10 protein-coding genes and 1 tRNA gene are annotated in these 14,585 nt (G+C 46.7%); 4 read left to right on the top strand and 7 right to left on the bottom strand.

Annotated features, from left to right (window positions below; all coding sequences use genetic code 11):
- The first annotated feature begins 1 nt into the window (after position 1).
- The 3 genes from CWM47_RS14805 to CWM47_RS14790 all read left to right on the top strand — a co-directional run bounded on the left by CWM47_RS14805 (position 2) and on the right by CWM47_RS14790 (position 3,068).
- Positions 2-949: a glycoside hydrolase family protein gene (locus CWM47_RS14805; RefSeq protein ID WP_100988795.1), complete on the top strand. Its 948-nt coding sequence runs from the start codon at positions 2-4 to the stop codon at positions 947-949.
- A gap of 264 nt (positions 950-1,213) precedes the next feature.
- On the top strand, positions 1,214-2,182 hold the full coding sequence (locus tag CWM47_RS14795) for a glycosyltransferase family 2 protein (RefSeq protein ID WP_100988791.1): 969 nt from the start codon (positions 1,214-1,216) through the stop codon (positions 2,180-2,182).
- Between the two features lie 115 nt (positions 2,183-2,297).
- The gene (locus CWM47_RS14790; RefSeq protein WP_100988789.1) at positions 2,298-3,068 is read left to right on the top strand and encodes a glycosyltransferase family 2 protein; all 771 of its coding nucleotides are present in this window, start codon (positions 2,298-2,300) and stop codon (positions 3,066-3,068) included.
- Positions 3,069-3,072: 4 nt separating this feature from the next.
- Here CWM47_RS14790 and CWM47_RS14785 read toward each other — a convergent pair whose 3' ends face one another.
- Positions 3,073-3,516 carry a hypothetical protein gene (locus CWM47_RS14785; RefSeq protein WP_100988787.1) on the bottom strand — a complete coding sequence of 148 codons (444 nt, stop codon included), beginning with the start codon at positions 3,514-3,516 and terminating at the stop codon, positions 3,073-3,075.
- A 53-nt stretch (positions 3,517-3,569) separates the two neighbouring features.
- On the opposite strand from CWM47_RS14785, the gene CWM47_RS14780 reads away from it, so the two are divergent.
- Positions 3,570-4,535, top strand: a complete 966-nt coding sequence (locus CWM47_RS14780; protein WP_100988785.1) for a YheT family hydrolase — start codon at positions 3,570-3,572, stop codon at positions 4,533-4,535.
- Between the two features lie 9 nt (positions 4,536-4,544).
- Here the strand turns inward: CWM47_RS14780 and CWM47_RS14775 are convergent, their stop codons facing one another.
- The 6 genes from CWM47_RS14775 to CWM47_RS14750 all read right to left on the bottom strand — a co-directional run bounded on the left by CWM47_RS14775 (position 4,545) and on the right by CWM47_RS14750 (position 14,334).
- Positions 4,545-5,423, bottom strand: coding sequence for a MerR family transcriptional regulator (locus CWM47_RS14775; protein ID WP_100988783.1), 879 nt, complete (start codon positions 5,421-5,423; stop codon positions 4,545-4,547).
- Between the two features lie 253 nt (positions 5,424-5,676).
- A tRNA-His gene (locus tag CWM47_RS14770) sits at positions 5,677-5,752 on the bottom strand.
- A 113-nt stretch (positions 5,753-5,865) separates the two neighbouring features.
- Positions 5,866-6,480, bottom strand: a complete 615-nt coding sequence (locus CWM47_RS14765) for a superoxide dismutase (RefSeq protein ID WP_100988781.1) — start codon at positions 6,478-6,480, stop codon at positions 5,866-5,868.
- A gap of 56 nt (positions 6,481-6,536) precedes the next feature.
- On the bottom strand, positions 6,537-6,971 hold the full coding sequence (locus CWM47_RS14760; RefSeq protein ID WP_100988779.1) for a nucleoside deaminase: 435 nt from the start codon (positions 6,969-6,971) through the stop codon (positions 6,537-6,539).
- Positions 6,972-7,057: 86 nt separating this feature from the next.
- Entirely contained in the window at positions 7,058-10,960 is a 3,903-nt protein-coding gene (locus tag CWM47_RS14755; protein WP_100988777.1) for a T9SS type A sorting domain-containing protein, read from the bottom strand.
- 290 nt (positions 10,961-11,250) lie between these two features.
- Entirely contained in the window at positions 11,251-14,334 is a 3,084-nt protein-coding gene (locus tag CWM47_RS14750; RefSeq protein WP_100988775.1) for a glycoside hydrolase family 3 N-terminal domain-containing protein, read from the bottom strand.
- Between the last annotated feature and the right edge of the window lie 251 nt (positions 14,335-14,585).

Below are 14,585 nucleotides of genomic sequence, written 5' to 3'. Positions count from 1 at the left end.
AATGACCTGGGAAAAAAAAGGACTGGTTTATAAACCTGACGGCTCGAAATCGTTTAGCCGTACCCACGCGCAAGTTCCGTTTGGGTATGTTATGCAAGACAAAGTGCGGGTGTACTTTTCCACGCGTGATGAAGACAGCGCATCGGCCGTTTCCTTCGTTGAACTAAACCCCGATAATCTGTCGGAAGTGACATACATTCATAACAAAGCCTGCTTGACAAAAGGTGCAGTTGGCATGTTTGATGAAACAGGAACCATGCCTTCCTGGTTTTTACCGGTAGGCGATGAAATCTGGCTCTACTACACTGGCTGGAACAAAAGCGAAACGGCAAGTTATCGGCTGGGTATTGGTTTGGCTATCAGTCGCGATGGCGGGTTAACGTTTGAACGGAAATATACAGGCCCCCTACTCGATCGGTCCATTTACGATCAGGTCTGGATAGCCCAGCCCTGCGTCATGCGTGAAGAACAGCCTGATGGTTCAATCCGGTGGCGTATGTGGTACCTGTCGTGTACGAAAATAGAAGTAATAGACGGGCATCCCGAGCCTTTTTACGACGTTAAGTATGCCGAATCGGAAGATGGTATTGACTGGAAACGGACAGGGCATGTCTGTGTAGGATACGATCAGTTCACAGATGCCATTGGCCGCCCAACGGTCTATAAAGACGGTGATTTGTACAAAATGTATTTTTCGTACCGTAATGCAACCAATTATCGTACTGATGTTCGGCAGAGTTACCGCATTGGATATGCTCAGTCGAACGATGGTATTACCTGGGAGCGAAGAGACGATCTGGCTGGAATTGAACGGTCAATAGATGGCTGGGATTCAATGATGATGGATTACTGCCATATCTTCAATCATCGTGAGCAGTGGGTTATGTTGTACAACGGAAATGGTTTTGGTGCCTCGGGATTTGGTTATGCAACTCAGCCAGCAGGCTGAGTTGCATAACCAATAGAAGACAACCTTATTTCCATCCGCAAATAACGCATTACCCATTAAGAGAAAGATTTTCCGGTCGGCACTGGCACTCACTTAATTCGCAAAAAGCAGGTACTATTCTGGCGTTGAATCCATACGGAAAAGACGAGCACCAAGGTTGGAAAGCTTAAATACGAACGGTTAAAAACTTAACTTTGAAGACCCTTCATTAGTAGGTCGTTTAGAGTCATCAGCGAATGACTGTAAACGAAAAAATATCTTCTTATGCTAAAAGTCAGTGTTCTGATTATCACTTATAACCAGAAAAATTTTATCCGAGAGGCCATTGATAGTGTACTGGCTCAAAAGACTACTTTTCCTATTGAAATATTGGTCGGCGATGACTTTTCGAGCGATGGTACGCGGGAGATTATTCAGGAATACGAACGCAAGTATCCGGGTCTGGTCAAAGGTGTGCTGCACCCCTATAATATGGGTAAAAACGGCGGGATTAATTTTCTGGAAACGTTGAAATTAGCAAAAGGAGAGTATTATGCCTTGATTGATGGCGATGACTATCTAATTGACCCGCTCAAGTTGCAAAAACAGGCTGATCTGTTAGACGCTCATCCTGATTATTCACTGACATTTCACAATGCGCTCATTACGTATGAAGATGGCAAGCCTTCGCACGTATTGAACGGCCCCGACATGAAGCCCTTCTACACAATAGAGGACTTAGTTGGAGAGGATGAAATCTGGTTCATGGCCACATCCTCCACCATGTGTCGCAATTCCATTGCTGAATATCCAGCCTGGTTTCGGGAGTCGGTTAGCGGAGACATTCCACGGCTGATTTTAAAAGCAAAATTGGGCAAAATCGGCTATCTGCCTGACTTGATGTCGGTGTACAGGAAAAATAGAAACGGAGTAAGCTTTTCCGACAAGTATGACGATGCAGTTTTCCTGAAAAACCGCATCGATATGTACAGCAATATCAATCGCGAGCTGGACTATAAGTTTGATAGTGTATTGAGAAAGAATATAGCTCGCTATTATAAAATGATGCTCAACAGCACCCAGTTTCGAGACTCATATATAAAGAAATTGCGCCTAGCTGCCATCTATTATTCATTGGCAAAACCAGATTGGGCTGATTTCAAAAAGGTTATTTACAACCACCTGACGCCACCAGTTGTGCAGCGTGCTTATGGGGTAGTAGCCATCGGCTTACACCGACTCATGAATGGTTAATTCTGTCTAAAGAAGCCAGCCAACACACGTATAACCAGCTAAACTGAGACGGTAGAAACGCTTCGGAAAGTAAACCCAGAGGTTAGTTTTACCTGGGTTCTGTTTACTTTTACCTATGAAATTAAGCGTCGTTATCCCCGCCTACAACGAAGAGGAGTCGTTGCCCCCAACGCTACGTGCCCTTTATCAAACCCTTTCCAGGCACGGAATTCCTCATGAGATATGCGTTACGAACGATAATTCCAAAGATGGTACGCTAGCCATACTGGAGAAATTAGCCGCGACTGAAATTCCAACACTCGTTTACTACACAAATCCGGGACCCAATGGGTTTGGTTACGCCGTTCGGTATGGTCTGGAGCGGTTCACGGGCGATTGTGTTGCGGTATTCATGGCTGACTTGTCTGACGATCCGGAAGATTTGGTTCGATTTTATAATAAGATGCTCGATTCGGATGTCGATGCGGTCTTCGGTTCCCGCTGGGAAGCTGGTGGCAAGGTGATCGACTATCCACAGCTTAAAAAATTGATCAACCGAGTCGCTAATTTCATTGTTCGAATGGTGATGGGCATTAAATACAATGACACCACCAACGCCTTTAAGCTTTATAAACGTGAAACTATTGAAGGTGTAAAGCCTTTTCTGGCGCCCCACTTTAATTTAACGGTCGAACTCCCCCTCAAAGCCATCGTTCGTGGTTATTCGTACGCGGTTGTACCAAACAGCTGGACAAATCGAAAATACGGCGAGTCGAAATTGAAGATCAAAGAAATGGGTAGCCGCTACTTTTTTATTTTGATGTATTGTCTGATCGAGAAGTACTTCTCGCAGGGCGATTTCAGAAAAAAAACGCCGGCATCTGTGCCCCAAACGGTTAGCCGGTAGCCGTTCACCCAAACATGCCCTTCAGTCCGGGAATCTGATAAAAAGCCAGTGTCTGGACAATAGCCCATAAAACAGCGCTAATCAGCATATATAGAATTACCTTACTCCGGTTAACGCCAAACGATAGTGCCAGAATAGTGCCGCCTATTGGGGTTAATAATAAGGGGGTAAGAAAGGAAATACCGACAAGGCCAAAGCGCTTCCAGACACGAATAGCCAGACGTGTTCGTTTCGTGAATCGTTTGGCAGGGGCCGATCGAAACCGGCTGAATAAGGCTTGCAGGGCCGCACCTGCGTAAATAACCAGCACAACGCTAATCATCATGCCCAACATGGTGCAAATGGCTGTTTCGAACCAATTTAACCCAAGTGCCGCTCCAGACAACGGCCCTCCAACAAATTTGATCGTGCTGGCAAAAATGACGGACAAATATTTCGCGAACTGCATTGTGTTAGTTTGTTCTGGAATAACGTTACTAACGTATCCGCTGTTTAGTTAATATGCCGCTTATACCTTCTGCCTATCCCGGTCCTCCGGCCTATCAGTACAACGGTCATCTGCAAACGATCATTCCCGGCCTTACGCGCGCCGTAACGGGCATTGCCTATGAACGCGAACGGTTGACGTTACAGGATGGCGATTTTGTTGATCTTGATTGGATAAATAAGGGTCAAAACCGTCTGGTTATCTTAACGCATGGGCTGGAGGGCGATAGTACCCGGCAATATATGCTCGGAACGGCCAAACTCTTTGCGCAGCAAAAGTACGATGTTCTGGCCTGGAACTGTCGCTCGTGTAGCGGAGAAATGAATCAGGCATTCAGACTCTATAATCACGGTGAGATTGGGGACCTCGGCGAGGTTATCGCGCATGCCCTTCAACGAAATTCGTATAGCGAAGTCGTACTGGTTGGCTACAGTATGGGGGGAAATATTACACTAAAATACTTGGGAGTTCATGGTAACCAGTTACCCAACGTCATTAAGGGTGGAGTAGCTATTTCGGCACCAACCGATTTGGGTGCCAGTGCCAAGCTGCTCGACCGGCCGTTTAACCGGTTTTACCGGAATCGGTTCATGAAGAAACTGGTCGTCAAACTAAGCCAGAAAGCAATACAATTTCCGGGTAGACTGGACATGAGTAAGTTGAAGCAGGTGAAACTGTGGCGGGATTTTGACGAGCTTTTTTCTGCTCCGGTTAACAGTTATCGTAGTGCCGACGATTTCTATGAACAGGCCTCAGCGGTTAATTTTATGCCGGGTATATGCGTTCCAACCTTACTATTGAATGCACAGAATGACCCGCTTCTGTCGCCTGAGTGTTCCCCGGCCTGGCTCGCCGAAACCCACCCCCATATTTTTCTGGAAACACCAAGAACCGGCGGCCATGTTGGTTTTCAGCTATCGGGCGATGTCTACACGTATGCTGAGCGTCGTGCGCTTTCGTTTGCTCAAAATCTGGCTTAAAAACCTGAATCAATTACTGGCAATACGCATCAACTCAGTTATTTGATTGATAATGATTGTGTTGTCGGGAGGGGTGATGTCCTGACCAACGACCTGATATCCCGTTAACAGTACCTGTGTGTTTGGGAAAGCACCCGCCAGACGATTGACAAAAGGCTGAACTTCGTGGTTTGACGGCACCGTGGTAAGTACCGAAAAAATATAATCGGGTTGATACAATTCATGCGCAAACACTAACTCATTGAAAGGAAGGCTTTGCCCCAGATAAATGACTTTATTGGACCGGGAGCGAATAATGAATTGCGCAAATAGAAGACTAATTTCGTGAAACTCGCCCTCTGGTAAAAATAACATGTATTTTTTGCCAGAGGAAGTTGGCGAACCTATTTGGCTGTCAATGGCAACAATGATTTTTTGACGAATCAGGTTTGTTATAAAATGTTCCTGTGCCGGCCCGATAGATCCCGTTACCCATAATGTGCCTATACGGTTTAAAAATGGGTAAATGATATTGATCATTGTATTTTCAAAGCCAGCCTGAAGAATGTTCGTGCTGATAATTTTCTCGAAACGATCTTCATTTAGATCCAGCATAGCGATGGTTAGCGCTTGAATCTGGTCTGGGTAGCTAAGATGCCTTTCGGAGATCTTAACTATTTCCCTGTTTAGTTCATCAGTAGAAAATTTCGCGATTTCCGAAATTTTATAGCCGTGGTCTTTTAATAGAGAAATATTCAAAACTCGTTTAAGGTCTTCATCACCGTAGGTACGAATGTTAGTATCTGTTCGGTCAGGTGAGAGAATCGTGTATCGTTGTTCCCAAATCCGAAGCGTATGCGCTTTGATACCTGAAAGTTGTTCTAAATCTCTGATTGAATACGTACTCATGAGTCCTTGTCCGTTGTAAATAACAAATACTAAACTACGGAATTTTTAGTTTTGTTTAACGTTTAAGCCCCAAGTTTAAACAAAAAAATATTTTTCAGTACAGAAAGGCAGCACTTGGTACCAGTGCGCTCTTTCAAAGTAGTATAAATGCTGGATTGAAGAGAATAGCATATAGTTCATAAAAGGCCATTATTCATATTAATCCAGAGGGAAAACAAAAAAGGCCTTGAACGAATCAAGACCTTTTTTTACTGGGTGAAAGACGGGGCTCGAACCCGCGACCTCCGGAACCACAATCCGGCGCTCTAACCGACTGAGCTACAATCACCGTTTTAGGAGTGCAAAAGTAGTGATGAATTATGAATTATGAGTTATGAATGACGGAAAATTTATGTGAAACTTAATCACCCGTTATAATCATAACTCATAATTCATTGCTCAACTAGGCTTGCTTACCTTGCTGATAGCGCTTCTCGGCGGCATTCCAATCAACCACATTGAAATAAGCGGCAATATAATCGGGACGACGGTTTTGGTATTTCAGATAATATGCATGTTCCCATACATCCAGGCCAATGACAGGAAAGCCTTTTACTTCGGCAACGTCCATCAATGGGTTGTCCTGATTTGGCGATGATGTGACAGCCAGTTCACCTTCGGGAGTTACGATCAACCAAGCCCAACCAGAACCAAAACGAGTAGTTGCTGCCTTCGTGAACTCTTCTTTGAAGGTATCGAACGAACCAAATTTCTGTGTGATTGCATCAGCCAGGGTACCTGTCGGCAGACCACCACCACTGCCTGAGATTGTGTTCCAGAACAACGTATGGTTATAATGACCACCACCGTTGTTACGCACAGCAATTGGTGCTTTACTTACACTGGACAGCAGATCTTCAATGGATTTATTCTCCATGTCAGTACCCGCAATAGCGTTATTCAAATTCGTCACGTAGGCATTATGGTGCTTATCGTGGTGAATTTCCATTGTCTGTTTATCGATATTCGGTTCGAGCGAATCACTTGGGTAAGGAAGTGGGTCTAGTACAAAAGCCATTTTACTAATTAGTTAGATGGAAGATTATTCGGTTGAATTAACAACCCTATTGTGAATTATGTTCTTAAGCGACTAAAAAACTTCGCCAGCAATGCCTGGCTCTCTTCGGCAAGTAAACCTGTTTCGAGCCGGGTTTTTGGGTGTAATAACGACGGCTGAATACGACTGTAGCCGCGTTTGGGATCACTGGCCCCAATAACCAACCGCCCAAGCTGAGCCCAGAAAAGAGCGCCGGCACACATGACACAGGGCTCCAGCGTAATGTACATGGTACAATCAGTGAGGTATTTACCCCCTAAATATTGCGCTGCCGATGTAATTGCCATGATTTCGGCATGTGCTGTTACGTCGTTTAACTGCTCCGTCTGGTTTCGTGCTTTAGCAATAATCCGATTTCGGCAAACGACAATGGCACCAACGGGAATTTCCCCATTATCGGCGGCTTCTTCGGCCAGAACCAATGCCATTTCCATGAAATAGTCGTCGGGCATGTTGGGTAGGTTATTTATTGAGTTATTGGTCAATCGTTATTTACTACTAATTATAGTGACCAATAACTTGTAACCAATAACCGATTCTACTGCTTCAACACTTTTCTAACTGTTTGCCGATCACCAACTTGTATACGCAACAGGTATAAGCCACTGGGTTGTGCAGTAAGATTCAGCTCATTCAGCTGATTTCGGGTCGTGTGCTGTAAAATGGGTCGACCCCCTAAGTCGGTCAACGATAACGTGGCCGGGTCATGCGTTAACGGCAAATTCAATTCAACAATCAACGTTGTCGCTGTTGGTACAGGATAGGCTTTTACCAACGGATCGAGCGAATTATCGTCAACACCCAGTAAAGGCAGTACTGTTATTACCGCAGTACCTGACAGTGTCCCGGTGCCACAACTGTTAGAAACATTGACTAAGCTGTATGTCGTGGTGCGGACTGGCCGGGCCTCAACTACATACGGGTTTGTGGTAACTGTTAGTGGGTAGTTTCTAAGGCTATCGGCATACGTCACATTCCAGGGGCCATCCCCCCCAAAGGTGAGTGTCAGATTCGCTGGTGTGCCCTCATAAATATTCTGCGTACCCGTTAGCGTTGCCGTTGGAAACGAGCGCACTGTCAGTAATGTGGGACTATTACTACCTATGATCGCTATTTCCGGATTGTCGGCTTTTATACGAACGTAATATTGTCCGCTCAATAAGGTAGTAGGTATAGAGCCTGTCACCGGCGAGTTATTGGCGCTTGTCGAAACGGCATATTTTTTTGTCGTATCTGTTACGCTAACCATCTCTATTCGGAATGCGTTGCCCGGATTGAACTCTCCTGCGGTAACAAATGGAACCGACAATGATGTACCTGCGCACAAAGTAGTTGCCGTTAATGAACTAGTTGACACCGATGGCACACGAACCGCAATGGTTGCCGGATTCCCTGGTAAACCGGTTCCGCAACCATTACTAATTGATGTTACCTGATAGGTGGTATTTCCACGAGGTAACACTGAAATTGTTGTATCGATACGGGCTATGCCGGAGTAACCACCCGTAAGGCTGTAGCTATAAGGGCCAGAGCCAGTAAATTTCAATTGTAAAGGGGCCTTTATGCCCAGATTAACAACGGGTGTTGGCGCAAACAGAGACAGTGTTGGGGTTGTATTGACAACTACGCGAATCGTTGATCGGGCGCTGTAACACCCGTTTGACGCAATTTGGTAGACATAAAAAGGATCTCCCTGTGGCTGTACATTTGTGTTCAGCGTCAATGGCGTTGGTGCGTTGTTTGTAACTTTACCATATGGGTCAACCCATTTCAACTGGCTACCTGTTTCACCAACAGCTTCCAGCGGAACGGCCTTATCATTAATACAGTACGTAACCACTGGTTTCGGTGTAACTGGTGCTGGTGGCGTTGTAACCGTTACCTGAAGGATAGCTTTGGCACCTTCACAGTTGTTAACTACCTGACTTACCTGAAAAATTTGTGTTCCAGACTGTTGAATAGATGGTGTAGGTGGGCTGGCAGACGGACTTCCATCCGAAAAAAACCATTTCAAGCTCCCTTGCCCATTGGCGGTCAATGGGCCTATTCCTTGCTGTGGCTGATCATCCTGCGCTTGGCAGTAGGTCAGATTACTTACGCCGGGAGGGCTAGGCAAGGGGTTGATTGTAACGATCAGACTGGCTTTTGGCCCTTCGCAGTTTTCATTTGTTGTCTGCGATACTTTGAACGTCTGATTCCCTACTGTTCCCGTATTGGGCGTTGGAGCGCCACCAAGCAAATTGTCAGATGCATCGAACCACTTTAAGCTTGTACCCGAGGCCGTTAACTGCTGAGCCTGACTGTTATTACAAAAACTAATGGAGTTAACTCCCGGTGCTGACGGAGTGGATTTTACCCGGACACTTAGGCTGGCACGTGGCCCTTCGCAACCAACTAATGTCTGGCTGACGTAGTAGACGGTAGTGCCAACCGTTGAATTAGAAGGTACAGGTGCCGTTGCTGAGGGTGTACCTCCCGAGGAGTTGGTACCGTACCAGTTAACAGTAGCGTTAGACGTTAACGAAACATTTAAGGTAGGGACACTAGTCCCCTGACAGAAATCAACGGCCGATGTGCCGGGAGCATTCGGCGTGTCTTTTACCTGTACCGTTATCCCTGTGCGCTCACTTTCGCAGCTACTCACCGTTTGAGATACATAATACACCGTACTGCCAATAACTGACGTGCTGGGAACCGTAGCATTGCCTGACCCTGACCCGCCCGATGCATTGGTGCCGTACCAGAGCAAACTTTGCCCGGAGGCCGAAAGGGCTGTAGCGGTAGAACCTTCGCAATAAGGAGAGGGAGCGGTTGCTGTTGGAGCAGCTGGGACAGCGTTAACGGTGACGATAAGGGCAGATCGAGCGCTTTCGCACCCATTTACCGACTGACTGACATAATAAGTTACTGATCCTACACTTGCCGTTGACAGTATGGGGGGTGTCGATGTCGAAGATCCGCCTGACGCTGACGTACCATACCAGTTGAGCGAACCACCACTGGATGGAGAGGCTGTCAGCGAGTAGCCTGTTCGATTTTGACAGGCAACAAGCGGGCTTGACACACTTGGCGCACTTGGGGTACCCTTAACCGTTACTGAAATCGATGCCCGTGGCCCTTCGCACCCGTTCAGGGTTTGGCTAACGTAGTAGTTAATAGTACCAGCCTGGGTTGTTACCGGAATAGTTGGCGTTGCAGAAGGTGAGCCACCTGAGGAACTTATTCCATACCAGTTCAATATTGCGCCGGTAGATGGAATGGCACTTAAAGCTGTAGCGGTTTGATTTTGACAATATGGTGAAGGGGTAGTAACTGCTGGTGCGCCAGGTGAATCTTTTACCTGTATAGTAATACCCGTCCGGCTGCTTTCACAGCCATTCACCGTTTGAGATACATAATACACGGTATTACCAATGACTGACGTGCTGGGAACCGTAGCACTACCAGAGCCCGATCCGCCTGATGCATTCGTGCCGTACCACAACAGGTTTTGGCCTGTGGCAGAAAGGGCTGATGCCGTTGCTCCTTCGCAGTAAGGAGCGGGAGCAGTAGCTGTTGGTGCGGCAGGAATAGCATTGACAACCACCGTGATGGATGCTCGTGGTCCTTCACACCCGTTTTGCGTTTGGCTTACATAATATGTCTTACTAATGGCTGCTGATGTTACAGGAACGGGTGCTGCAGATGAAGCTGTACCGCCTGATGCAACAGAATACCAGTTGAGCGACCCACCGGTTCCTGGTGTTGCCGTTAAGGCACTTGCGGGTTGCCCCACGCAATAAGTTAAAGGTGTTATTACTCCCGGTGTACTGGGTTTACCTTTAACTGTAACCGAAATAGAGGCCCGTGGGCTTTCGCAGCCACCAACTGTCTGGCTGACGTAATACAGGGTTGTTCCAATCGCCGATGCAGCAGTGCTGGGTACGGTTGGTGTACTTGAGGCTGTTCCCCCCGACGAATTGGTGCCATACCAATTAAGACTACCTCCGCCTGAAGCTGTTGCGAGTAAGCCCGGGGCTACATCCGATTCGCAGTAAGGTGATGATGGGGGTGTTACACCTGGTGCAGTTGGACGACTGACCGTGAGTGTAGCCGACGAGTTGGCTGATACGCCGTTAGTTGCCTTCACCTGAATTTTGTATCCCGAACCGGTAGCCGTTCCCGTTGGAATCGTGGCGTTAATCGTTCCAGTTGTTCGGCTTGTGACAGTACCTATTATTGTGGGATAAGACGTGCCACTTGCATCAGACAAATAAGCCGTGAATATATTTCCAGCAGCAAATTGGGCACTTGTCGTAAATGAAACTGTTACATTACTTCCGGGACAGACAGCCGCTGCGGGAAACGTGACATTAGATATTGCCTGGGCATAACTGGAGATACTCAGTCCAGTACAAAATAAGCAGACAATTAAGCAGGAGTAGAGAATACGTCCCTTCATAAAATAGAAAAGTAAAAGCAGTTTAGAGCCTAAAGTTAACGCATTTATATACGATATACAGATGCTGCGAACGACCAACCTGTCTGGACGTGCGGGTAGATATAAAAACTTTATCAATATTAGTATACTGATATTGAGACAGATAAATAGAAAATAGGTGATATGTATGGACAGTACTACTTATAAATCTCTACAACAATAAAAATGCCACTTCAGTGAAGAAGTGGCATATGACAAAGGAATATTTGTTAACTTATTGATACCAAATGTTTTCTGATTCTTTCTGGCCGTTACTGGACAGCCGAGTAGATTACTTCATGAATACGTCGGCGGAGTTTCGTTGTGTTGATGGAGTTGTTACCGGCCGTTGGATAAATTCGGTTGGAAAGGAATATGAAAATCAATTCCTGATCTGGATCAACCCAAACTACGTTACCCGTAAAACCCGTATGGCCAAACGAACGTGGAGAAACTTGCTGAGCCATATACACACTACTGGCACTTTCGGGATTAGGCTTGTCCCAACCCAGAGCCCGATGGCTGCGATTGCTCAGCGTTTGAGTAAAGTAGGGCACCGTCATTGGCTGAAGAATGCGCTCGTCACCGTAAACACCCTTTTGAAGATTCATTTGCAGAAGCGTAGCAATATCACGGGCATTGCCAAATAGCCCTGCATGACCGGAAAGTCCCCCCTGCACTGCCGCCATCTGGTCGTGAACCGTACCCACCAGAAGCTGATTCCGGTAATAGGTGTCCTGTTCAGTTGGGGCGCATTTTGGATTTGTAAGACGCTGTAAGGGCGTAAAACCAAGTTGATGTAACCCCAATGGTTTGTACACATTGTCCGTTACGAACTTGTCGAGCGGTTGTTTGCTAACCCGTTCAACCACTTTCTGCAATGTCAAAAAATTCAAATCGCTATAGACAAAGGCAGGTTTACCCGACTCATCGACCTTTTTTGACATCGGCGACTGGACCACCCATTTCCAGACTGAATCCCGCAGGGCAGAAACGCCCCAGAGCGTAGGGGCAATCTGAAGAGTATGTAAACTGTCATGTACCGATGCGTAATATTCGGCTTTCAGGCCCCCACCTGGCAAACGAGTACGATCCCAGGTAGTTGGATAAAACGACACCATGCCCGACTGGTGCCAAAGCAAGTCCTGAAGAGTAATATTCTGCTTGTTAGTACCGCGTAGTTCAGGCAGGTAAAGAGATGCTTTCTGCGTCAGATCAACTTGCTTACGGTCGTATAAAACCATTACCGACTGCAAGGTAGCCAGCACTTTTGTCAGCGAAGCCAGATCGTACAGGGTTTCATCCGTTACCTTTTCGGCATTGGGTGCGTAGGTTAATGCACCGAAGTTTTTGCTGTAAACAATTTTGCCTTTGCGAGCTACCAGAATTTCACACCCAGGTACAACATGGTTTTTAACGGCTCCCTGTGCAATTGCATCAATTTGATTCAACACCGCCGATTTCATTCCCACACTTTCCGGAGAGCCTGACGACAGTCGTCCTTCGGGACTAAGGGTCAGGCCCATCCCTACTTTCATGTCGCCAATCGAAATAGGCAACATACCGCGTGCACCCAAGCCACCGAAGAGTATCTGTGGCACTACGCGCTGCATATCGTCAAGCTCCTGATAGGCACAGACAAGCGCATCGGCACCCGTAAACTGCTGCAAACTATAAGGCGACCCAAACGCCGTAACGATCACGTTTACACCCCGATCTTTCAGGCGGGTGATCAAGTCGAGCGAAGGTTTGGTAATGCCATATTTCCTTGAGGCCGATTCGCTCATTTTATGGAAACTCACGACCACCGTATTCGCATCGCCAATCTGAGCGACGATATTCGTCAGGTCGGCTTCCGAAGTTGGCTTCGCTGGATAGGCGAGCGTTTGAAAAGGCGCGTATTGATTAAGCGTTTTCTGGAAGACATTGCCCGGTTCGGCACCAATAGCAACCGAAGCCAGCCGTAAGGTATCCAGGTGCTTGAGTGGTAACAGATCATTTTGATTGGTGGCTATAGTTACCGCCTGTTCGCAGAGTTCCTGTTTCAATAATTTTGCTTCGGGCGAATTTAGCTCCGCCGATAAACCGGCAAGGTCAATGGGTTTGTACTGGGCGAGGCCAGCCCAGTATTTAGCGCGAAGAATCTTTTTGACTTTTTCATCGATCAGTTCCTGCGAAATAATGCCCTGTTGAAGTGCATTCAAAATATTCACGGTTGCCTCCCGAACATTCTCGGGATACAGCAAAATGTCATTACCAGCCATAAGAGCACGGAGGTTTACGTCCATTGCTTTCGGCGACCGGCTGATTCCACCCATGTTGAGCGCATCGGTAAAGACAAGACCCCGAAAGCCAAGCTCTTTTTTGAGTAACTCAGTAACAATCTTTTCCGACAGGGTTGCGGCCAGGGCAGGCGTATTGTCCATTACAGGCACATGCAAATGGCCTGTTACAACACCCATCAAACTGTCGGCAATAAGTTTACGGAATGGATACAGGTCAATATCCCGCATTTGTTCCGACGACCGGCTAATAGTTGGCAGTGAGTGGTGCGAGTCGGTGTTTGTATCGCCATGACCCGGAAAGTGTTTGGCGGTGGCAATAACGTGGGTTCCCTGAAGCCCCCGCATATAAGCTGATGCTTTCAGCGCAACGTTTTCCTTCGATTCGCCAAACGACCGAACGCCAATGACAGGATTGGCGGGGTTGCTATTAATGTCTGATACAGGCGCAAAATTGATATGGATACCCAGCCGCTGGCACTGCCGTCCGATTTCGGCCCCCATTCGATAGATCAGTTCATTATCCCGAATGGCACCCAGCGACATTTGTTTGGGGAAATCCATCGTGCTGTCTAATCGCATTCCCAGTCCCCATTCGCCATCAATGCCAATCAGTAATGGAATTTTAGAAGCTGCCTGATAACGATTTGTCAAGACAGCCTGCCGGTATGGCCCGCCCTGAAAGAAAATTAACCCCCCAATATTGTTGGTTTGGATAAGATGGTCGATGTATTGATAATGATTATCATGGCGATTGGAGAAAGTAGCTACCATGAAAAACTGGCCAATTTTCTGCTCGGGTGTCATCGTATGGAAAACACTGTCAACCCAGTGCTGGCCACTGTCAGACATAACGAACACCTCAACCGGTTTGGCTGCCGGCCCATATTTATATGGGATAATGGCTGGTTTAACCGCTGGAGCTACCATCCGTTTGCTGGTTGCTTTGATAGCTGCCCGGTGGGCCATTCTCGCCCAGAGATTACGGCCCGGTTTCGTTAAACCAAAAGCAGTCAACAAACTGACGAGCAGCAGGCCGACGAGTAAAATTGGTCGTAAAACAAGATTCCGCATGGGCACTCAATGGGTAAAAAGAATTGGTCAGTTAACGGTGGTTTTTGGCCAGACCATAAAAATAGCCAAACACTGTCGAAAACCATAGCCAATCACCGAATTGTCTAAGTTTTTAACGTAATAATGTATGACAATTGTTCTTGCTAGTGGATTAATACAATATTAAAACACAAAGCAACTGATGCTTTGCTCAGATTGTCAACAACTTATGTACGCTTATTACTAGAAAAAGTTTTGTAATAATGATGCCC

The sequence above is a fragment of the Spirosoma pollinicola genome, assembly GCF_002831565.1.
GTDB lineage: Bacteria > Bacteroidota > Bacteroidia > Cytophagales > Spirosomataceae > Spirosoma > Spirosoma pollinicola.
The sequence above is the reverse complement of the archived record's forward strand: the minus strand, read 5'-3'. Positions and strand labels throughout refer to the sequence as shown.